At 66.3% G+C, this 20,272-nt stretch carries 17 protein-coding genes; 1 reads left to right on the top strand and 16 read right to left on the bottom strand.

The genetic code is table 11. The annotated features are described in order from the left end of the window. Positions 1-5: 5 nt before the first annotated feature. Both secA and RMO95_RS08525 read right to left on the bottom strand, forming a co-directional pair. Positions 6-2,729, bottom strand: coding sequence for a preprotein translocase subunit SecA (gene secA / locus RMO95_RS08530; protein WP_310450325.1), 2,724 nt, complete (start codon positions 2,727-2,729; stop codon positions 6-8). A gap of 246 nt (positions 2,730-2,975) precedes the next feature. Further along, positions 2,976-3,920: a M23 family metallopeptidase gene (locus RMO95_RS08525; RefSeq protein WP_310450188.1), complete on the bottom strand. Its 945-nt coding sequence runs from the start codon at positions 3,918-3,920 to the stop codon at positions 2,976-2,978. A 136-nt stretch (positions 3,921-4,056) separates the two neighbouring features. Here RMO95_RS08525 and RMO95_RS08520 point away from each other — a divergent pair, with 136 nt between their 5' ends. Then, the gene (locus RMO95_RS08520; RefSeq protein ID WP_310450187.1) at positions 4,057-4,449 is read left to right on the top strand and encodes a DciA family protein; all 393 of its coding nucleotides are present in this window, start codon (positions 4,057-4,059) and stop codon (positions 4,447-4,449) included. Here RMO95_RS08520 and RMO95_RS08515 read toward each other — a convergent pair. The 14 genes from RMO95_RS08515 to RMO95_RS08450 all read right to left on the bottom strand — a co-directional run bounded on the left by RMO95_RS08515 (position 4,439) and on the right by RMO95_RS08450 (position 20,268). After that, complete coding sequence (locus tag RMO95_RS08515; protein ID WP_310450186.1) at positions 4,439-4,621, bottom strand: hypothetical protein; 183 nt, start codon at positions 4,619-4,621, stop codon at positions 4,439-4,441. The genes RMO95_RS08520 and RMO95_RS08515 overlap by 11 nt on opposite strands. 14 nt (positions 4,622-4,635) lie before the next feature. Continuing rightward, positions 4,636-5,550 (bottom strand): UDP-3-O-acyl-N-acetylglucosamine deacetylase, encoded by a 915-nt coding sequence (gene lpxC / locus RMO95_RS08510; protein ID WP_310450185.1) that lies wholly within the window; start codon positions 5,548-5,550, stop codon positions 4,636-4,638. A gap of 102 nt (positions 5,551-5,652) precedes the next feature. Continuing rightward, positions 5,653-6,843: a cell division protein FtsZ gene (gene ftsZ, locus RMO95_RS08505; protein WP_310450184.1), complete on the bottom strand. Its 1,191-nt coding sequence runs from the start codon at positions 6,841-6,843 to the stop codon at positions 5,653-5,655. 27 nt (positions 6,844-6,870) lie between these two features. Continuing rightward, the gene (ftsA, locus tag RMO95_RS08500; protein WP_310450183.1) at positions 6,871-8,100 is read right to left on the bottom strand and encodes a cell division protein FtsA; all 1,230 of its coding nucleotides are present in this window, start codon (positions 8,098-8,100) and stop codon (positions 6,871-6,873) included. A gap of 127 nt (positions 8,101-8,227) precedes the next feature. Beyond that, the gene (locus RMO95_RS08495) at positions 8,228-9,019 is read right to left on the bottom strand and encodes a cell division protein FtsQ/DivIB (RefSeq protein WP_310450182.1); all 792 of its coding nucleotides are present in this window, start codon (positions 9,017-9,019) and stop codon (positions 8,228-8,230) included. After that, positions 9,012-9,920, bottom strand: coding sequence for a D-alanine--D-alanine ligase (locus tag RMO95_RS08490; RefSeq protein ID WP_310450181.1), 909 nt, complete (start codon positions 9,918-9,920; stop codon positions 9,012-9,014). Before RMO95_RS08490 ends, RMO95_RS08495 begins: the two co-directional genes overlap by 8 nt. Further along, on the bottom strand, positions 9,920-10,843 hold the full coding sequence (murB, locus tag RMO95_RS08485; protein WP_310450180.1) for a UDP-N-acetylmuramate dehydrogenase: 924 nt from the start codon (positions 10,841-10,843) through the stop codon (positions 9,920-9,922). The genes RMO95_RS08490 and murB overlap by 1 nt, the downstream gene beginning before the upstream one ends. Continuing rightward, complete coding sequence (gene murC / locus RMO95_RS08480; protein ID WP_310450179.1) at positions 10,836-12,224, bottom strand: UDP-N-acetylmuramate--L-alanine ligase; 1,389 nt, start codon at positions 12,222-12,224, stop codon at positions 10,836-10,838. Before murC ends, murB begins: the two co-directional genes overlap by 8 nt. Continuing rightward, positions 12,221-13,273 carry an undecaprenyldiphospho-muramoylpentapeptide beta-N-acetylglucosaminyltransferase gene (gene murG / locus RMO95_RS08475; protein WP_310450324.1) on the bottom strand — a complete coding sequence of 351 codons (1,053 nt, stop codon included), beginning with the start codon at positions 13,271-13,273 and terminating at the stop codon, positions 12,221-12,223. Before murG ends, murC begins: the two co-directional genes overlap by 4 nt. 79 nt (positions 13,274-13,352) lie before the next feature. Next, entirely contained in the window at positions 13,353-14,516 is a 1,164-nt protein-coding gene (ftsW, locus tag RMO95_RS08470) for a putative lipid II flippase FtsW (RefSeq protein WP_310450178.1), read from the bottom strand. Continuing rightward, the gene (gene murD / locus RMO95_RS08465) at positions 14,513-15,922 is read right to left on the bottom strand and encodes a UDP-N-acetylmuramoyl-L-alanine--D-glutamate ligase (protein ID WP_310450177.1); all 1,410 of its coding nucleotides are present in this window, start codon (positions 15,920-15,922) and stop codon (positions 14,513-14,515) included. Before murD ends, ftsW begins: the two co-directional genes overlap by 4 nt. Then, positions 15,922-17,091 carry a phospho-N-acetylmuramoyl-pentapeptide-transferase gene (mraY, locus tag RMO95_RS08460; protein WP_310450176.1) on the bottom strand — a complete coding sequence of 390 codons (1,170 nt, stop codon included), beginning with the start codon at positions 17,089-17,091 and terminating at the stop codon, positions 15,922-15,924. Before mraY ends, murD begins: the two co-directional genes overlap by 1 nt. Continuing rightward, positions 17,081-18,463 carry a UDP-N-acetylmuramoyl-tripeptide--D-alanyl-D-alanine ligase gene (murF, locus tag RMO95_RS08455; RefSeq protein ID WP_310450175.1) on the bottom strand — a complete coding sequence of 461 codons (1,383 nt, stop codon included), beginning with the start codon at positions 18,461-18,463 and terminating at the stop codon, positions 17,081-17,083. Before murF ends, mraY begins: the two co-directional genes overlap by 11 nt. Beyond that, positions 18,460-20,268: a UDP-N-acetylmuramoyl-L-alanyl-D-glutamate--2,6-diaminopimelate ligase gene (locus RMO95_RS08450; RefSeq protein ID WP_310450174.1), complete on the bottom strand. Its 1,809-nt coding sequence runs from the start codon at positions 20,266-20,268 to the stop codon at positions 18,460-18,462. The genes murF and RMO95_RS08450 overlap by 4 nt, the downstream gene beginning before the upstream one ends. Between the last annotated feature and the right edge of the window lie 4 nt (positions 20,269-20,272).

Raw genomic sequence — 20,272 nt, 5'->3', positions numbered from 1 at the left:
CCGGGTCAATTCAGCTTGCCGTGGCAGTGCTTGTATTTTTTGCCGCTGCCGCAGGGACAGGGGTCGTTGCGGCCGACCTTGGGCGCATGCCGCTCCACCGGCAGCGCCGGCTTGGCCGCCGCCGCGCCGAGCGCTTCGTCATAGTCGGCATGGTGGTACTGCACGTTCTCGAGTTGCGGCGGCGCTTCGGCCTCTTCGATCTGTTCTTCGCTGCGCACCTCGACGGTCATCAGCAGCTTGGAGACTTCGCTGCGCACGGTTTGCAGCAAACCCTCGAACAGCTCGAAAGCCTCGCGCTTGTATTCCTGCTTCGGGTTCTTCTGCGCGTAGCCGCGCAGATGGATGCCCTGGCGCAGGTGATCGAGCGCCGACAGGTGCTCGCGCCAGTGCGTGTCGAGGCTTTGCAGCATGACGTTGCGCTCGAAGCCCGACCACGCGGCGGCATCGACCTTGGCGATCTTCTCGGCATACGCGGCGTCGCCGGCATCGAGCAGGCGCTTGAGGATGTCGTCGTCGCCGAGTTGCGGTTCGGTCCTGATCCACTCGGCGACCGCCAGCTTGAGCTGCAGCTCGGCCGCCAGCACGGTTTCCAGACCGTTGACGTCCCACTGCTCCTCGACGCTTTCGGCCGGGATGTAGAGGCGGAAGGTGTCGTGGATCTGCCCCTGGCGCATGGCCGAGATGGTCTCGGCGATGTCCTCGCTGTCGAGCAGCTCGTTCCTCTGCTGGTAGATCACCTTGCGCTGGTCGTTGGAGACGTCGTCGTATTCGAGCAGTTGCTTGCGGATGTCGAAGTTGCGCTGCTCGACCTTGCGCTGGGCCGATTCGAGCGAGCGGCTGACCAGCGGATGCTCGATCGCCTCGCCCTCGGGCATCTTGAGCCGCACCATGATGGTGTTGAGACGCTCGCCGGCAAAGATCTTGAGCAGCGAGTCATCCAGCGCCAGGTAGAAGCGCGAGGAACCCGGGTCGCCCTGGCGACCGGAACGGCCGCGCAGCTGGTTGTCGATGCGGCGCGACTCGTGGCGCTCGGAACCGATGATGTGCAGGCCACCGGCGGCCAGCACCTGGTTGTGCACCTTTTGCCATTCGGCCTTGAGCGCGGCAGTGCGCGCTTCCTTCTCCGCCGCGGACAGGGCCTCGTCGTCGCGGATGGCGCTGGTCGGCTTTTCGATGTTGCCGCCCAGCACGATGTCGGTGCCGCGCCCGGCCATGTTGGTGGCGATGGTGATCATGCCGGGGCGGCCGGCCTCGGCCACGATCTCGGCTTCGCGCGCGTGCTGCTTGGCGTTGAGCACCTGGTGCGGCAGTTTTTCCTTATTCAGCAATTCGGACAGCAGCTCGGAATTCTCGATCGAGGTGGTGCCCACCAGCACCGGCTGTCCGCGCCCATGACAGGCGCGGATGTCGGCGATGATCGCCGCATGTTTCTCCGGCGCGGTGCGGTAGATCTGGTCGTTCTCGTCCTTGCGGATCATCGGCCGGTTGGTCGGGACCACCACGGTTTCGAGGCCGTAGATCTGGTGGAACTCGTAGGCTTCGGTATCGGCCGTGCCGGTCATGCCGGCGAGCTTGCCGTACATGCGGAAATAGTTCTGGAAAGTGATCGACGCCAGGGTCTGGTTCTCGGCCTGGATCGCCACGCCTTCCTTGGCCTCGACGGCCTGGTGCAGACCATCCGACCAGCGGCGGCCAGCCATCAGGCGGCCGGTGAATTCGTCGACGATCACCACCTCGCCTTCCTGCACCACGTACTGCTGATCGCGGTGATAGAGGTTGTGCGCGCGCAGTGCGGCGTACAGATGATGGATCAGCAGGATGTTGGCCGGCTCATAAAGACTGCTGCCTTCGGCCAGCAGCCCTAAGCGCGCCAGTATCTCCTCGGCCTGCTCGTGACCGGCTTCGGTCAGCAGCACCTGGTGCGACTTGAGGTCGACCGTATAGTCGCCGGTATCGACCTCGCCTTCGCCCTTGGCTGCCTCGCCTTTTTCCAGCATCGGCGGCACCGCATTCATGCGCACATACAGCTCGGTGTGATCCTCGGCCTGGCCGGAGATGATCAGCGGCGTACGTGCCTCGTCGATCAGGATCGAGTCCACCTCATCGACGATGGCATAGTTGAGGCCGCGCTGCACCCGCTCGTCGGCCGAGTACACCATGTTGTCGCGCAGGTAGTCGAAACCGAATTCGTTGTTGGTGCCGTAGGTGATGTCGGCGGCGTAGGCGGCCTGCTTTTCATCGTGCGGCATCTGCGAAAGATTGATGCCGACGGTAAGCCCGAGAAAACGGTAGATGCGCCCCATCCATTCGGCATCGCGCTTTGCCAGGTAATCATTGACCGTGATCAGATGCACGCCCTTGCCGGAAATCGCATTCAGATACACGGCCAGCGTCGCGGTCAGCGTCTTGCCTTCGCCGGTACGCATTTCGGCGATCTTGCCGTAATGCAGCACCATGCCGCCGATCAACTGCATGTCGAAGTGGCGCAGACCGAGCACCCTGCGGCTGGCCTCGCGCACCACGGCAAAGGCTTCCGGCAACAGGTCGTCGAGCGACTCACCCTTGGCGTGACGCTCGCGGAATTCTTCCGTCCTGGCGCGCAAGGCTTCGTCGGAAAGCTGCTGGGTGGCGGCTTCCAGTCCGTTGATGCGGGCCACGGTTTGGGAATACTGCTTGATCAGCCGGTCATTGCGACTGCCGAAAATCTTCTTGAGAAAGCCGGTTATCATTTTCATATCACTCAGAAACCGGCTTCAGAGAAAGCTAATGCCCGCGAATGTGGGCGTTATGCTGGAACTAAAGCCGGTTGTCATTTTCATATCACTCGGAAACCGGCTTCAGAGAAAGCCAATGCCCGCGCAAGCGGGCGTTATGCTGCAGCTAAAATCGGTGATCATGGGGTACGCGGCCGCAAATCGGCTGGGAAAAACAAAGATGCGATTTTAGCATGCGGGGAATGGGCGCTCCCCGCTTGCTTAGCGGCGATGAGTCGACCGCTGGCCCGTCTGCGCCATGCGCAGGAAGCGATCCGGGTTCTGCGCCAGACCGCGGATGCGAACTTCAAAATGCAGATGCGGCCCGGTGGACCGTCCGGTGCTACCCACCTCGGCGATCTTCTGGCCGCGCTTCACCAGTTGTCCGGCGTGGACCAGAATCTTCGAGGCGTGGGCGTATCGCGTGATCAAGTCCTTGCCGTGATCGATTTCCACCAGATTGCCGTATTGCGGATGACGCTCGGCGGTCAACACCACACCCGCGGCGGCGGCGCTGATGCCGGTCCCCGGCGCAGCCACGAAATCCACACCCTCGTGCATCGCCCGTTCGCCGGTGAAGGGATCGACTCGCCAGCCATAGGCCGAAGCATTCCATTGCGCCGCGACCGGCAGGCTGGTGGGCAGCAGGCTCTTCCTGATGCGGTCTTCCAGCATCTGCGATTCGATCATGGAAATCGCATCCGACTTCGCCTCGACCTGATTCGCCAGTGCGTCGACCGCACGCTGCAACTCCGTCGGCGACATCGCCGCGGGTAGCAGCAGCGGCCCGCCACGGCCATCGGGCTTGGCTTCGAATGCCTTCAAGTCCTGGGGCTTGACCCCCGCCATGCCGGCGAGCCGTTCGCCTATGGTGTCCAGCCGCAACAGTTGCGCCTGCATCTCGCCGAGCTTGACCGCCATGGCGTTGAGGTTTTCGCGGACGAAGTCCTTCGAGCGCTGGGTATCCTCGGCATTTATTGCGCGCAGCATATCCTGCAGGAAGGGAAGGCGGATTTCCGCCGCATGGCGGACGGTGACATAGGAAAACAGCGACGACAGCACGAGGACCGTGGCAAACATGGCGCCCGCGAAAAGAATCGCATGATGCCAGGTCAGCCTGATGCTTCTGGCAGTTGCCAGCCGGTCGGAGACGAGAATAATATGCATCCCTTCCCTCCCTTCAGGTTCGTTTCAGCGCGGTCCGCGGTGTTTAACGCCGATAATGCCGGCCTCGGCCTACACTGAAACTCCAATTCCGATGACAGCGCGCAGTCTCCAGGAACACCTTGCCTCCGGTGACAGCATGGCGCGGCTTGCAGCCCACGCCCAACGCCTGCTCCAATTCCAGCGACTTCTGGAAGCCGCACTGCCGGAGGCTCTCCGGCCTCATGTCCGGGTTGCCAACTTCCGGCTGGGGAAACTTTTTATCCACGCCGCCAACGGCGCGGTCGCGGCGAAAATCCGTCAATTCGGACCTAGTCTCGCCGGCGATTTGTCGAATAAGGAGGCGAAGGTTACCCAAATCGAGGTTCGAGTGCAAGCCCGCAACCCGTCGCCGCCACCGCAGCCACACCAAAGACCCGCCCTGCCCGGCCCCAAACAGAAGCAGGAACTGACTGCACTGGCCGCGCGCCTGCCGGGGGAATCCCCCCTCAAGGAAGCCTTGGAGCGCTTGTTGCGCAGCGTTAAAGAATGATCAGGCGCTCGGCGGCCATCAGCACCAGGATCACCAGGGCGAGGATCAGCGCGCCCAGGGCGACACGGCCCGACAGAACCAGGTAGCGTCGATCGCGGGTAAACAGCCAGGCCACGATGCCGCTGCCGATGGTGATCGCCGTAAGTATGCCGATGATCCTGAGCAGGAGCATGGCCCGACCGGTCTCTAGGCGAGCTTGGGGTAGAGCCGGGCGATGCTGCCCGGCGCTTCTTCGGCGCGCTGGAAGCTGACCAGTTCCCAGGCGGAGGCATCCGCCAGCAGGGCGCGCAACAGCAGGTTGTTCAGCGCATGGCCCGACTTGTGGGCCGCGAATGCCGCGAGCAGGGGATGTCCGGCGAGGTAGAGATCGCCGACGGCGTCGAGAATCTTGTGCTTGACGAACTCGTCGGCGTAACGCAGGCCGTCGCTGTTGAGTATTCGGTACTCATCCATCACGATGGCGTTTTCCATGCTGCCGCCGAGCGCCAGACCCTGATCGCGCAGGGATTCCACGTCCTGCATGAAGCCGAAGGTGCGGGCACGGGCAACTTCCCGCAAGTAGGACTGGTCGGCGAAATCGATGTGAGCGTGCGACGCCGCACGATCCATGGCCGGATGATTGAAGACGATCGAGAAGTCGAGGCTGAAGCCGTCGTAGGGGGACAGCCTGGCCCACTTGTCGCCGTCCTTGACTTCGACGACTTTCTTCACCCGCAGGAATTTCTTCGCCGCCTTCTGGTCCTCGATGCCGGCCGACTGGAGCAGGAAGACGAAGGGCGCAGCCGAACCGTCCATGATCGGCAGTTCGGCCGCATCGACGTCCACATAGATGTTGTCGATGCCGAGTCCGGCCAGCGCAGACATCAGGTGTTCGACCGTGGCGACCTTGACGCCGTCCTGTTCCAGGCAGGACGCCAGCCGCGTATCGCCGACGCCGAAGGGGTCGGCGCGCAGGTCGACCGGAGGGTTCAGATCGACGCGACGGAACACCACCCCGGTGTCCGGCTGTGCCGGGCGCAGCACGAGCGCGACCTTGACGCCGGAGTGGAGACCCACGCCGGTGGCCTTGACGACTGATTTCAGGGTGCGCTGACGAAGCATCGGACGGTCATTCAAATGGAATGGTGCAGAGCCGCAATTTTAGCACGGCCGCCCGGCCCGGCGGGAGGAGGCGCCCGCCGGAACCGGTGGCCGGACCAGGTTTCAGTCCGACTGGCGGCGCAAAAAGGCCGGGATATCGTACTTATCCACGCCGGATGCGGCCATGGCATCGGCCTGCGCATTGCGCGGGGCGCCGCGCGCGCTGCTGGTGACGCTGGAAAGGTCGATCGGGCCCTGGCTCATGCCGACATCGTACACCTGCAGGTTGTCGGTGCCGGTGCGCAGACCCACGGTTTCGACCACGCGCATGGCGGGCTTGGCGGCTTCGCGTGCACCGACGATGCCGAGGCCCGTGGCGACCACCGTCACCCGCAACTGATCTTCCATGGTTTCGTCGAACACGGCGCCGCAGATCACCGTCGCTTCCGGTGCGGTGTATTGGCGGATGGTCTTCATCACTTCCTTGTACTCCTTGAGTCCAAGGGTACTGCTGGCCGTGATGTTCACCAGCACGCCGCGCGCGCCGGACAGCTCGATGCCTTCCAGCAGCGGACTGGCCACCGCCTCCTCGGCCGCGACGCGGGCGCGATCGACGCCGGCGGCGACGGCGGAACCCATCATCGCCTTGCCCATCTCGCCCATCACAGTGCGCACGTCCTCGAAGTCGACGTTGACCAGGCCCGGCACGTTGATGATTTCGGCGATGCCGCCGACCGCATTGCGCAACACGTTGTCCGCGGCCTGGAAGGCTTCGAGCATGCTGACCTCGTCGCCCAGCACCTCTTCGAGTTTCTCGTTGAGGATGATGATCAGCGAATCGACGTGGCGCGCCAACTCGGCCACGCCCTCTTCGGCCAGGCGCTTGCGCTTGCCCTCGTACTCGAAGGGCTTGGTCACCACGGCCACGGTGAGGATGCCCAGTTCGCGCGCGACCTCGGCAATCACCGGTCCGGCACCGGTACCGGTGCCGCCGCCCATACCGGCGGTGATGAACACCATGTGCGCTCCGGTGAGCGCCTCGGCTATCCGTTCGCGGTCGAGCACCGCCAGTTCCCTGGCCTTCTCCGGCTTGCCGCCGGCGCCCAGACCCGGGCCGAGCTGCAACTTCACATGGGCGGTGCTTTTCTTCAACGCCTGCGCGTCGGTGTTGCAGCAGATGAATTCGACGCCGCCGACGCCTTCGCGGATCATGTGCTCGACCGCATTGCCGCCTGCGCCGCCGACGCCGACGACCTTGATCACCGTCGAGCTCGCCTCAGCCTCCGGTGTTCCTACTTCCTCGAGTTCAAACATTTTCGCCTCCTGAAAAGACCAACTGCATCAAAAATTCCTGGTGAACCACGCCCTCATCCGCGCCAGAACCTGCCCGAAGCTTCTCGGGCTTTGCGCCTTCATGCCGCGCTGGCGCTGCGCCACGCCTTCCAGCAACAAACCCATCGCCGTGGAGTAGCGCGGATTGCGCACGTAATCGCGCAAATTGCCGTCGTAATGCGGCATCGCCAGCTTCACGGTATTGTGAAAAATCTCCTCGCCGAGTTCGGCCATGCCCGGCATCTGTGCCGCGCCCCCGGTCAGCACGATGCCGGCGCGCAGCAGGCGTTCCTTGCCGCTGCGCTGCAATTCCTCCTGCACCTTCTGGAAAATCTCCTCGACCCGCGGCTGGATGAAGCCGGCCAGGGTCTGGCGCGACAACTGGGTCGACGGCCGGTCGCCGACGCCGGGCACCTCGATCATGTCCTCGGGATGGGCCAGCTGCTGCAGCGCCACGCCGTAGCGGATCTTGATGTCCTCGGCGTCCTGGGTCGAAGTGCGCAGGGCGATCGCAATGTCGTTGGTCAGCTGGTCGCCGGCGATCGGGATCACCGCCGTGTGGCGTATCGCGCCATGGACGAAGACCGCGACATCGGTGGTGCCGCCGCCGATGTCCACCAGACAGACACCGACGTCCTTCTCGTCCTCGGTCAGCACCGCATAGCCCGACGCCAGCGGCTGCAGCACCAGGTCGACCACTTCGAGGCCGCAGCGGTGCACGCACTTGACGATGTTCTGCACCGCGGTGACCGCGCCGGTGACCAGATGCACCTTGACGTCGAGCCGCCGCGCATCCATGCCGATGGGTTCCTTGACGCCGTCCTGGCCGTCGACGGTGAACTCCTGCACCAGCGTGTGCAGGATCTGGTCGTCGGCCGAGATCGAGGTCGCATTGGCGGCCTCGATGGCGCGCTCGACGTCGAACTGGGTGACTTCCTTGTCGCGCACCACGGCCATGCCCGTGGAATCCTTGCTCTTGATGTGGCTGCCGGCGATGCCCGTATATACCTCGCGCACCTTGCAGCCGGCCATCATCTCGACTTCGGCGATGGCCCGCGAAATCGAGTTCACCGTGGCCTCGATGTTGATCACCATGCCGCGCTTGAGGCCGGTCGATTCCTGGGTGCCGAGACCGAGCACGCCGAGCCGGCCCTCGGCATCCAGCTCGCCGACGATGGCGACGATCTTGGAAGTGCCGATGTCGAGGCCGACGATCAGGTCGCGTTTCGCTTCTTTCATGCAGCCTCCGCCGGGCCGTCCCAAGGGGGCTGCAAGTCAACTACCCGGAGCGGCCAACGGCCGCGAACAACCGTCACCCCCCTTCCTTGGGAAGGGGGGCTGGGGGGGCTGGGGGTCATCTGGTTCATCAGCTCTTGCTTGCCCTGAGGGCGAATCCATTGGGGTAACGCATATCCACCACGGCGATGCCGGGCAGACGACCTGCGGCCGCGCTGGCTGCGGCCGCGTAATGGCTGGCGAAGCGATGCACGCGCTCGGCCAGCGGATGCTTGGGCTCATCGCGGCCCAGTTCCAGCACCACGCCGTCGTCCAGCTTGAGTTGCCAGGCCTCGCGTGCCGACAGGTGTATCGCCACCGGCCGGCGTCCGCTGGCGGCCAGACCTGCGCCGAACTCGCGGTAGCGCTCCAGCACGCGGGCTGCCGAGCCCTCGGGGCCGGCAAACACCGGCAGCGCTTCGCCGCTGGCGGCGAAGAACACTTCGCCGCGCTGATTGACCAGGCGCGGCTCGCCTTCCAGCGGCGTCCAGCGCGCCGCGGCGCGATGCTCTTCGAGCGTCAGTTCTATGCCGTCCGGCCAGACGCGGCGCAGCGTGGCCGAGCGCACCCAGGGCATGCGCTCGAAGGCGTTGCGCGCGGATTCCAGATTCACCGTGAAGAAGTTCCCGGACAGCGCATTGCGCGCCGTATGTTCGATCTGCGCGCGCGAGACATGATCCAGCGGCGTCGCCACCAGCAGCTGCTTCAGCGGCAGCACCGGTAGGCGCTGCAAGGCCACGGTCGCGGCCCAGGCCAGCAGGACGCCGCCGGCCAGCAGCAGCACATCGGCCAGCAAGTTGATCAGCATCGGCCGATCCCAGAAGCCGTCGCCGCCGCGCTGATCGCGCGAACTTCCATTGGAACCGGCGCGAACCCTAGCCACAACGCGCCTCCGCGAGCAGGTCGAGCACCAGTTGCGGGAAGGAAATGCCGGCCGCACGCGCCGCCATCGGCACCAGCGAATGATCGGTCATGCCGGGCGAGGTGTTGGCTTCCAGGCAATAGATGCAGCCCGCGGCGTCGAGCATGAAATCGACGCGCCCCCAGCCGCGCCCGCCGAGCACGGCGAAGGCGCGCAAGGCCAGGTCGCGCATCTCGGTTTCGCGCTGTTCGCCCAAGCCGCTGGGAATCCTGTATTCGGTGTCGTCGCGCAAATACTTGGCGTCGTAATCGTAGAACTCGGTCGCCGGTACGATGCGGATCACCGGCAAAGCCCGTCCATTGACAATGCCGACGGTGAATTCGCCGCCGGCCAGATAGCGTTCGGCGATCACGCAGGCGTCGTAGCGCGCCGCCAGTTCAAAGGCGGCACTCAGGCCGCCGGCCTGCTTGACCTTGCTGATGCCGATGCTGGAGCCTTCGTTGGCCGGCTTGACGAACAGCGGCAGGCCGAGCCGCGCCTCAACCGCGGCGAAGTCGCCGGCGGCATCGAGCACCACATAGTCCGGCACCGGCAAACCGCTGGCCTGCCAGACCAGCTTGGAGCGCCATTTGTCCATCGCCAGCGCGGAGGCCAGCACACCGCTGCCGGTGTAAGGAATCTCCAGCAGGTCGAGCGCGCCCTGCAGCGTGCCGTCTTCGCCGCCGCGGCCATGCAGCGCGATGAACACGCGCTGGAAGCCTTCCGCATGCAGCGCCTCGAGCGCCCTGTCCTGTGGATCGAAACTATGTGCATCGACGCCGGATGAGCGCAGTGCGGCCAGCACCGCGGCCCCGCTTTTCAGCGAGACCTCGCGCTCGGCCGACTTGCCGCCCATCATCACCGCCACCTTGCCGAAATCCATCAAACTCCTTCTCCATCGTGCCCGGATGGATACGCCACGGCGCCGACGATGCGCACCTCGCGTATCAGGGCGATACCAAACTTTTCCGCGACTTCCGCCTGAATCCGGCCGATTAGCATTTCTATCGCACTCGCTGTCGCCGCGCCCTCGCGATTAACGATGAAATTCGCATGCTTTTCGGAAACCTGCGCGCCGCCGATCTGTGTCCCCTTGAGTCCGGCGGCCTCGATCAGCCGCGCGGCGTGGTCGCCCGGCGGATTTCTGAACACCGAGCCGGCATTGGGCAATTGCAGCGGCTGCGTCGCCACGCGCCGCTCCAGCAGTTCCTTCATGCGCTCGCGCGCCGCCTCGACATCCCCGGGCGGAAAGCGGAACCAGGCAGCGGCGAAGATCTCGTCGGTGGCGCTCTTGAGCCCGGCATGGCGATAGCCGATGGCGAAATCCTCCGGTCCGCGCAACACCTGTTCGCCGCTGCGGTTCAGCATCAGCACTTTCTCGACGTAGCGCCAGGTCTCGCCGCCGTGGCAGCCGGCGTTCATGGTCAGCGCGCCGCCCACGGTGCCGGGAATCCCGGCGAGGAATTCGGCCTCGGCACAAGCTTGCTTGCCGACGAAGCGCGCCAGCTTGGGCGAGGCGACGCCGGCCTCGGCATAGAAGCTGCCGTCCGGCTCGCGGCGCAGGATGTTCAAGGCGCCATGGGTGAAGATCGCGGTGCCGTCGAAACCGCCGTCGCGCACCAGCAGGTTGCTGCCCAGGCCCACCAGCAGCAGCGGCTCGTCGTAGCGCACACGGCCCAGAAACGCGGCGAGGTCGGCCAGGTCGGCCGGAAGGAACGCCCGCGCCACGGCACCGCCGGCGCGCCATGACACATGCGTGGTCATCGGCTCGTGTTCGCGCATGACACCGCGCAGGGACTCAGCCATCGGCCAGCTTCCCCGGCACTCCGCCGATCGAACCCGCGCCCATGGTGATCACCACGTCGCCGTCCCGCGCCGCACCGAGTATGGCCTCGGGCATGGCCGCGATGTCTTCGACGAACACCGGTTCGACCTTGCCCGCCAGGCGCACCGCGCGCATCAGCGTGCGGCTGTCGGCGGCGACGATCGGCGCCTCGCCGGCGGCATACACCTCGGCCAGCAGCAGGGCGTCGACGCCGGACAGAACCTTGACGAAATCCTCGAAGCAGTCGCGCGTGCGGGTGTAGCGGTGCGGCTGGAAGGCCAGCAGCAGCCGGCGGCCGGGAAAGGCGCCGCGCGCCGCGGCCAGGGTCGCCGCCATTTCCACCGGATGGTGGCCGTAGTCGTCGACCAGGGTGAATGTGCCGCCCGCCGGACAGGCAATCTCGCCGTATCGCTGGAAGCGCCGGCCGACGCCACGGAACTCGGCCAGGGCGCGGACGATCGCCGTGTCGCCAACGCCAACTTCCGTGGCCACCGCAATCGCCGCCAGCGCATTCAACACGTTGTGGCGTCCCGGCAAATTGAGCACGATGGGCAGGCGGCTGACCTTGCCGTTGGTGCGCACGCAGGTGAAGCGCATGGTGCCGCCGTCGGCCACCACGTCTTCGGCGCGGAAATTGGCCTCGCTGTCGATGCCGTAACTGACGATCTGCTTCGCTACGCGCGGCATGATTTCGCGCACGTTGGAATCGTCGCCGCAGACCACGGCGACGCCATAGAAGGGCAGGCGATGCAGAAAATCGACGAAGGCCTGCTTGAGTCGGCCGAAATCATGGCCATAGGTTTCCATGTGGTCGGCATCGATGTTGGTGACCACCGAGACCACCGGCGAGAGGAACAGAAAGGAGGCATCCGATTCGTCGGCCTCGGCGACGAGGAATTCGCCGCTGCCGAGCTTGGCATTGGCCCCGGCCGAGTTCAGCCTGCCGCCGATGACGAAAGTCGGATCGAGCCCGCCCTCGGCCAGGCAACTGGCGACCAGGCTGGTGGTCGTGGTCTTGCCGTGGGTGCCGGCGATCGCGACGCCCTGCTTGATGCGCATCAGCTCGGCCAGCATCTGCGCGCGCGGCACCACCGGCACGCGGCGCTCGCGCGCCATGACCACTTCCGGGTTGTCGTCGCGCACCGCGGTGGACACCACCACCGCATCGGCGGTCGCAACATTGGCCGCGTTGTGGCCGATCGCGATGCGGATACCCTGCGCCGCCAGGCGCCGCGTCGTCGCGCTCTCGCTGAGGTCGGAACCGCTGACCTCGAAGCCCTGATTGGCGAGCACCTCGGCAATGCCCGACATGCCGGAACCGCCGATGCCGACGAAATGGATGCGTTTGACTTTGTGTTTCATGCTTTGGCCCCCTTATGGGCTAATTCGGCGCAGGCCTGCGCTACTTCGGCCGTGGCCTCGGGCCGCGCCAGTTCGCGCGCCTTCTCGGCCATCTGCGCCAACTGGCTGCGCGACAGGCTGCGCATCTCGGCCAGGCGCTCCGCCGTCAGCTGATCCTGCGGCAGCAGGATCGCCGCGCCGGCCTTGCTGAGGAAGCGCGCGTTGGCGGTCTGGTGATCGTCCACCGCATGCGGATAGGGCACCAGCAGACTGGCGACGCCGGCCGCCGCGAGTTCCGCCACGGTCAGCGCGCCGGCGCGGCAGATCACCAGATCGGCCCAGTCGTAGGCACCGGCCATGTCGTTGATGAAGGCCACGCAATCGGCCTTGACCCCCGCCGAAACGTAAAGGCTTTGCAGCAGCGGCAGATGCTTCTCGCCGGCCTGATGCACCACCTGCGGACGCTCGATTTCCGGGATCAGCGCCAGCGCCTTGGGCAGGACCTCGTTCAGCGCCTGCGCTCCCAGGCTGCCGCCCACCACCAGTATCCGCAGCGGTCCCTGATGCTGCGCATAGCGCAGGGCAGGCGCCGGCAAGGCGGCAATCTCCGGGCGCACCGGATTGCCGACCCAGGTGCCTTTTCTCAGCACATCGGGAAAGCCGCTGAAAATCCGATCCGCCACCCCGGCCAGCACGCGGTTGGCGAGGCCCGCCACGGAATTCTGTTCGTGCAGCAGCAACGGAATGCCGCGCAGGGAGGCCATCATGCCGCCGGGAAAGCTCACATAGCCGCCCATGCCCAGCACCACGTCGGGGCGGATGCGGCCGAGCTGCGACCAGGCCTGCGCGAAACCGCGCAGCAGGTTGAAGGGCAGCAGCAGCTTGCGCAACAGGCCCTTGCCGCGCAGCGCCGAAAACTGCACCCAGGCCATCTCGTAGCCGCGCCCGGCGGTCAGCTTCGCTTCCATGCCGTTCGGATTGCCCATCCAGGCAATGCGCCAGCCCTGCGCGCGCAGATGCTCGGCGACGGCCAGCCCCGGCATGATGTGGCCGCCCGTGCCGCCGGCCATGACCAACAAAGTGGTGGTTCCGGCCGGCGCTTCGCGCCTTAACTTGCTTTGCAAGTTAGCCTCCTCCGAAACTTTGTCTTCATACCTGCTGCCCCCGCATCAACTGTCGATTCTCCCAGTCGACTCTCAACAAGATTCCCAGCGCCAGGCAGTTGGCGACGATGCCTGAGCCGCCGAAGCTCATCAGCGGCAGGGTCAGGCCCTTGGTCGGCAGGAGGCCCATGTTCACGCCCATGTTGATGAAGCCCTGCACGCCGAGCCAGATGCCGATGCCTTGCGCGACGAGGCCCGAATGCACGCGGCCGAGCACCAGCGCCTGGCGCCCGATGGCGAAGGCGCGCTGCACCAGCAGGGCGAACATCCCGACCACGACGCAGACGCCGACGAAGCCGAGTTCCTCGGCGATCACCGCGAGCAGGAAATCGGTGTGCGCCTCGGGCAGGTAGAACAGCTTTTCGACACTGGCGCCGAGGCCGACGCCGAACCACTCGCCGCGGCCGAAGGCGATCAGCGCATGCGACAGTTGGTAGCCCTTGCCGTAGGCATCCTGCCAGGGGTCCATGAAGCCGAAGATGCGCTCGCGCCGATAGGGCGAAACCCAGATCATGATGACGAAGCTGACCGCCAGCACCACCACCAGGACGGCGAACACCCGCGCATTGATGCCGCCGAGAAACAGGATGCCGGTGGCGATGCAAAGTATCACCACCAGCGCGCCGAAATCCGGCTCCTTCAGCAGCAGGAAGCCGACCAGCACCATGACCAGCGCCATCGGCCCGAAGCCGCGCAGGAAGCTGCCCATGTCGCCGAGCTTGCGCGCGGTGTAGTCGGCGGCGTAAAGCACGGCGAACAGCTTCATCAGTTCCGAAGGCTGCAGGTTGACCGGACCGAGGCCGATCCAGCGCTGGGCGCCATTCACGGAGCGCCCGACGTGGGGAATCAGCACCAGCAGCAGCAGTACCACGCCGGCCAGAAACAGCCAGGGCGCGGCCTGCTGCCACAAGCGCAGCGGAATCTGGAAGGCCATCACGCCCGCCACCAGGCCGATGCAGAGGAAGACGGCATGGCGAAACAGGAAATACGCCGACTGGTTGCCGGTGAAACGGCTGCCCTCGGCCATCGCGATCGAGGACGAATACACCATCACCAGACCCAGCAGCAGCAGGCCGACGGCCGGCCACAGCAGCAGGTTGTCGAGTTCGGCCGGCGCGTTGTTCGCCGCCACGGCATAGGCCCGGCTCACGCCCTGCCCTCCAAAGCCCGCACGGCGGCGGCGAACACCTGCGCCCGGTGCTCGTAGTTGCGGAACATATCGAAGCTGGCGCAGGCCGGCGACAGCAGCACGGCGTCGCCCGGCCGTGCCAGCGCATGGGCGCGCCGCACCGCATCGGCCATGTCGTCGGCGGTTTCGACGGCGACTCCGGCGCCGGCAAGCGCGGCGCCGATCGTCGGGCCGTCGCGGCCGATCAGCACCGCGGCGCGGGCATGCTCGACCACCGCGGGCAGCAGCGGCGAAAAATCCTGCCCTTTTCCATCGCCTCCCAGGATCACCACGATCTTGCGATCATTCGTGCCGCCCAGTCCCGTCAATGCCGCCACCGTGGCGCCGACATTGGTGCCCTTGGAATCGTCGTACCAGGTGACGCCGTCCAGTTCGGCAATTTTTTCGACCCGGTGCGGCAGGCCGCGGAAGCTGCGCAGCGCCGGCAGCAGGGTTTCGGCATCGAAGCCGATGGCGGCACACAGGGCCAGCGCCGCCATCGCATTGGCCGCGTTGTGCAGACCGGCCAGCGGCAGGTCCGCCACCGGCAGCAGGAATTTTTTGCCCTGCACCAGCCAGGTTTCACCCAGCCTCAGGCGCAGGCCGAAGTCCTCGCCGGCGGCCGGCGCATCGAGGCCGAAGCTGATGATCTGGCGGTCGGGCAGCACCATGCGGCAGACGCGCGGATCGTTGCGATTCAGCACCTGCACGCCGGGCGTGCCCGCAAGACTATCGAAGACCCTGGCCTTGGCCGAGGCGTACTCATCGACATCGATATAGCGATCGAGGTGGTCGTCGGAAATGTTCAGTACCGTTGCCGCCGCCGGATTCAGGGTCTCGGTGGTTTCGAGCTGGAAGCTGGAGAGTTCCAGCACCCAGAAGTCGGGCAGGGCATCGGCATCCTGCGCATCCATCAGGGCGGTCAGCGCGGCCGGCGAGATGTTGCCGGCGACGCCGACGGCCTTGCCCGTGGCGCGCAGCAGATGTCCGGTCAGCGCCGTGGTGGTGGTCTTGCCGTTGGTGCCGGTGATCGCCAGCACGGTCGCACCGCCCAGATCGCGCAAGCCCTGGGCGAACAGTTCGATTTCGCCGACCACCGGAATCCCGGCGGCGCGGGCGTGGATCACCACCATCAGGCCGCCCGACAGCCCCGGCGACAGCACCAGCAGGTCGATGCCATCGAGCAGCGCCTTGTCGAATTCGCCGGCAATGAACTCGGGGCGAGAGTTGGTGCTGGCGACCCGGTGCCGCAATTCGTCCAGATAGGGCGGTGCCGTCCTGGTGTCGGCCACGCGCACCCGCGCACCCTGCCGCGCGCACCAGCAAGCCGCGGCCAGCCCCGATTCGCCGAGGCCGAGAATGAGAACGTGTTTGCCGCGCAGATCCATTACCTGATCTTCAAGGTGGACAAGCCGAACAGCACCAGCAGGATGGTGATGATCCAGAAGCGCACCACGACCTGGGTCTCCTTCCAGCCGGTCTGCTCGAAGTGATGGTGCAGCGGCGCCATGCGCAGGATGCGCCGCCCTTCGCCGTAACGCTTCTTGGTGTATTTGAAATAGCCGACCTGCAGCATCACCGACAGCGTCTCGGCGACGAATACGCCGCCCATGATGAACAGCACGATTTCCTGGCGCGCGACCACGGCCACCGCGCCGAGCGCCGCGCCCAGCGCCAGCGCGCCGACGTCGCCCATGAAGACCTCGGCCGGATAGGCGTTGAACCAGAGGAAGCCCAGCCCCGCGCCGGCCAGCGCACCGCAGAACACCGTCAGTTCGCCGGCACCGGGGATATAGGGCAGCAGCAGGTATTTCGAGAACACCGAATTGCCCGCAACATAGGCGAAGATGCCCAGCGCGGCGCCGACCAGCACCGTCGGCATGATCGCCAGGCCATCGAGGCCGTCGGTCAGGTTCACCGCATTGCTGCTGCCGACGATCACCAGGTAGGTCAGCAGGATGAAGCCGAACATGCCCAGCGGGTAGCTCACGCTCTTGAAGAAGGGCACGATCAGCGCGGTCTGCTGCGGCAGTTCCAGGGTGAAGCCGGAGGACACCCACTGGAAGAACAACTGCACCACCTTCTCGTTGTTCGGCGCCGAAATCGAAAACGCCAGGTAGATCGCGGCGACCAGGCCCACCACCGACTGCCAGAAGAACTTGGCGCGTGCCGACAAGCCGTCGGGGTTGCGATACACCACCTTGCGCCAGTCGTCGACCCAGCCCACGGCACCGAAGCCCAGGGTGACAATCAGCACGATCCAGATGAAGCGATTCGACAGGTCGCCCCACAACAGCGTGGACACGCCGAGCGAAATCAGGATCAGCGCGCCGCCCATGGTCGGCGTCCCGGCCTTGACCAGGTGCGTCTGCGGTCCGTCACTGCGCACCGACTGGCCGATTTTCTTGGCCGCCAGCCAGCGGATCACGGCCGGGCCGAAGACGAAGGAGATGGCCAGCGCCGTCATGGTCGCCAGCACGGCGCGCAAGGTGATATAGCCGAAAACATTGAAGCCGCGGAAATCCCTGGCCAGCCATTGAGCGAGTTCAAGCAGCATGCGTCATTCCTTCGTCCAAGATTGCTTCGACCACGCGCTCCATGCGCATGAAGCGTGAGCCCTTGACCAGCACCGTGGTCTGCGGTTCGAGTTCGGCCAGCAGCGCCTTGACCAGGTCCTCGACGCGCGCAAAGTGCTGAGCGCCTGCGCCGAAGTTGTGTGCCGCTGCAGCCGACAGGTCGCCCAGGCAGAGCAGGCGGTCGATGCCGTGGCTCTTGGCGTAGCCGCCGATCTCGTCGTGAAACTGGGCGGCCGCGGCGCCGGCTTCTCCCATGTCGCCCATGACCAGGATGCGTTTGCCGGGCACCGAGGCCAGCACATCGATCGCGGCGCGCATCGAATCGGGGTTGGCGTTGTAGCTGTCATCCACCACCAGCGCGCCATTGCGTCCGGCGCGCCGCTGCAGGCGGCCCTTGACTCCGGTAAAGCGCTCCAGCCCCTGCTTCACCGCGGCCGGCGCGGCACCGGCCGCCAGCGTCGCCGCCGCCGCGGCGCAGGCATTGCGCGCATTGTGGCTGCCCGGCACGGCGAGCGTCACCGTGATCGTGCCCTGCGGCGTGGCCAGTTGCAGTTCGCCGCCGAGGCCGTGGCTGACGAATTGGCCGCGTACGTCCGCCGCATGTTCGAGGCCGAAACTCAGCTGGCGGCGCTCGCGCGACAGTTCGCGCCAGATGTCGGCCTGGCCATCGTCGGCATTGAACACGGCGACGCCGTCGGCTGCCAGGCCGGCAAAAATTTCACCCTTGGCCAGCGCGATGTCCTGCACCGAACCGAGTCCTTGCAGATGCGCGCGCTGGGCGTTATTCACCAGCGCCACGCTGGGTGCCGCGAGGCGCGTCAAGTAGTCGATTTCGCCGGCGTGGTTCATGCCCATTTCGATCACCGCCGCGCGATGCGAGTCGCGCAGGCGCAGCAGGGTCAGCGGCAGGCCGATGTCGTTGTTGAGATTGCCGATTGTCGCCAAGACCGCGTCGGCGCTACCGAAATGCGCACGCAGGATCGCCGCGCACATCTCCTTCACCGTGGTCTTGCCGTTGCTGCCGGTGATGCCGAGCAGCGGCAGCGCAAAACGCCGGCGCCAGTGCGCCGCCAGGGCGCCCAGCGCCAGCCGCGGATCGGCCACGGCGAGCAGCGGCAGATCGGCATGGGCCGCGGCGAATTCGTAGTTCACCAGCGCGCCCACGGCACCATTGGCGCCGCGCGCGAGGACGTCGGCGACATAGTCGTGGCCGTCGAAGTTGTCGCCGTTCAGGGCGACGAAGAGTTCGCCGGCGGCGATGCTGCGCGAATCGGTGGACACGCCGCTGAAATCGGCGTCGCCACCCTGCGCCACGGCGCCGATGGCCTGGGCTGCCTGGTGCAGGCGCATCATCGCGCGGCTCCTGGGGGGCGCCGCGCCGGACTCTGTCTGCCGGGGATTCGGCTTCGCCGGCCGGCAAGCGCCAACTTTGCGGCATCGAGATCGGAGAACGCATGGCGCGCGCCGGCGATCTCCTGGTAGGGCTCGTGGCCCTTGCCGGCCAGCAGGATCACGTCGCGCGGGTCCGCCGCGGCCACCACGGCGGCGATGGCCCGGCCCCGGTCGGGCTGGATTTCCGGCAGGGTTTTCATGCCGCCGCGGATGTCGTCGAGGATGGCCTGCGGATCTTCGCGGCGCGGGTTGTCGCTGGTTAGCACCACGCGATCGGCCAGCGCTTCCGCGATTGCACCCATCTGCGGCCGCTTGCCGGGATCGCGCTCGCCGCCGCAGCCGAACACGCAGACCAGCCGGCCGCTGCGCGCCGTCGCGGTTTCGCGCAGGACGCCGAGGGCCTTGTCGAGCGCGTCGGGCGTATGCGCGTAATCCACCACGATCAGCGGTTCATCGATGCCGCCCAGCGCCTGCATGCGCCCCGGCGGCGGCTGCAGCCCACCCAGCGCTGCGGCGATATCCTCCAGCCGCTCGCCGCGCGCGAGCAAGGCGCCGATCACGGCGAGCAGGTTGGAGACGTTGAAACGGCCGACCACGGGCGCGCCGAATTGCACCCCGCGCAACTCGAAGCCGATGCCGGCGGCGCCCATGACCAGATTTTCCGCGCGCAGGATTTCATCGACGGCCGTGCCGTCGGCATCGCCCAGCGTGTAGCCGATGGTGCGTACCGCGCTTTCCGGACGACTCTTGAGCATTGCGGCGAGCTCGACCCCGACCGGGTCGTCGAGGTTGAGCACGGCGGCGGTGAGGCCCGGCATCTGGAACAGCTTGCCCTTGGCCTTGGCATAGGCCGCCATGCTGCCGTGGTACTCGAGATGGTCGCGCGTCAGATTGGTGAATACGGCGACATCGAAGGCCGCGCCATTGACCCGGCCCTGGTCGAGGCCGATCGACGACACCTCCATGGCGCAGGCATCGGCCCCGCGGAGGACGAAACCGGCCAGCGCCGCATGCAGCGTGATGGCATCGGGCGTGGTGTTGGGGCTCTCGTCGAGCGCTTCGAGGAAGCCGTTGCCCAGGGTGCCGACCACCGCGCACTTGTGGCGCCTTTCCCCCGGCCCCCGCCCCACGGCCGGCTTTGCACAGCCGGCCGGCTGCGGCGGCGCGGAGCAGTGCTCCGCGAAACCCCGCCTGTGCCCCATGGAAAGGGGTGACAACTGTTCGTCGCTGCGCGACTCCATAGTATTGGCTGTATCTGCCTTGGGGCGGCCCGGCGGCAGATACGGCAGCGCATTCATCGCCTGCGCGATCCATTGCGATACCGAGGTCTTGCCGTTGGTGCCGGTGACGCCGGCCAGCCACAGTTGCTCGGACGGACGGCCGTACACCAGGTGCGCGATCTCGCCTGAAAGCGCCGCGAGCCCGGCCACCTCGATGATCGGCGGATCGCCAGCGCCAACTTTTGCGCTGGGGCTCGCGCCGGCCTCGGCGATCACCGCGGCGGCGCCTTTCGCCACCGCCTGGGCGATGAAGTCGCGGCCGTCGGCCTGGGCGCCGGGGAAGGCGACGAAAACGTCGCCCGGCTGGACGCGCCGCGAGTCGGCGGTCAGGCGTGTCACCGCGACACCTTTGCCGGTGAGCTGTTCGAGTATCGACATGGCGTCTCCGCCGGGCCGCCCCCAGGAGGCGCAGCCAACTGGCTGCGAGCGCAGCGAGCCATGGTCGCCCCCTTCCTCGGGACGGGGGTCGGGGGGAAGGCTGCTCATGGCG

Origin of the sequence: Sulfuritalea sp. (assembly GCF_031426875.1) — a bacterium.
In the GTDB taxonomy this organism is placed as follows: Bacteria; Pseudomonadota; Gammaproteobacteria; order Burkholderiales; family Rhodocyclaceae; genus Sulfuritalea.
The sequence above is the reverse complement of the archived record's forward strand: the minus strand, read 5'-3'. Positions and strand labels throughout refer to the sequence as shown.

What these genes read in the sequence shown, in the direction of transcription:
- RMO95_RS08525 (WP_310450188.1), bottom strand. Translation starts at nt 3,920, where the DNA reads ATGCATATTATTCTCGTCTCCGACCGGCTGGCAACTGCCAGAAGCATC.
- ftsA (WP_310450183.1), bottom strand. Translation starts at nt 8,100, where the DNA reads ATGAAAGAAGCGAAACGCGACCTGATCGTCGGCCTCGACATCGGCACT.
- lpxC (WP_310450185.1), bottom strand. Translation starts at nt 5,550, where the DNA reads ATGCTTCGTCAGCGCACCCTGAAATCAGTCGTCAAGGCCACCGGCGTG.
- RMO95_RS08490 (WP_310450181.1), bottom strand. Translation starts at nt 9,920, where the DNA reads ATGGATTTCGGCAAGGTGGCGGTGATGATGGGCGGCAAGTCGGCCGAG.
- secA (WP_310450325.1), bottom strand. Translation starts at nt 2,729, where the DNA reads ATGATAACCGGCTTTCTCAAGAAGATTTTCGGCAGTCGCAATGACCGG.
- murF (WP_310450175.1), bottom strand. Translation starts at nt 18,463, where the DNA reads ATGATGCGCCTGCACCAGGCAGCCCAGGCCATCGGCGCCGTGGCGCAG.
- mraY (WP_310450176.1), bottom strand. Translation starts at nt 17,091, where the DNA reads ATGCTGCTTGAACTCGCTCAATGGCTGGCCAGGGATTTCCGCGGCTTC.
- RMO95_RS08450 (WP_310450174.1), bottom strand. Translation starts at nt 20,268, where the DNA reads ATGAGCAGCCTTCCCCCCGACCCCCGTCCCGAGGAAGGGGGCGACCAT.
- murG (WP_310450324.1), bottom strand. Translation starts at nt 13,273, where the DNA reads ATGGCCGGCGGCACGGGCGGCCACATCATGCCGGGGCTGGCCGTCGCC.
- murD (WP_310450177.1), bottom strand. Translation starts at nt 15,922, where the DNA reads ATGGATCTGCGCGGCAAACACGTTCTCATTCTCGGCCTCGGCGAATCG.
- murC (WP_310450179.1), bottom strand. Translation starts at nt 12,224, where the DNA reads ATGAAACACAAAGTCAAACGCATCCATTTCGTCGGCATCGGCGGTTCC.
- RMO95_RS08520 (WP_310450187.1), top strand. Translation starts at nt 4,057, where the DNA reads ATGGCGCGGCTTGCAGCCCACGCCCAACGCCTGCTCCAATTCCAGCGA.
- ftsZ (WP_310450184.1), bottom strand. Translation starts at nt 6,843, where the DNA reads ATGTTTGAACTCGAGGAAGTAGGAACACCGGAGGCTGAGGCGAGCTCG.
- murB (WP_310450180.1), bottom strand. Translation starts at nt 10,843, where the DNA reads ATGGCTGAGTCCCTGCGCGGTGTCATGCGCGAACACGAGCCGATGACC.
- RMO95_RS08515 (WP_310450186.1), bottom strand. Translation starts at nt 4,621, where the DNA reads ATGCTCCTGCTCAGGATCATCGGCATACTTACGGCGATCACCATCGGC.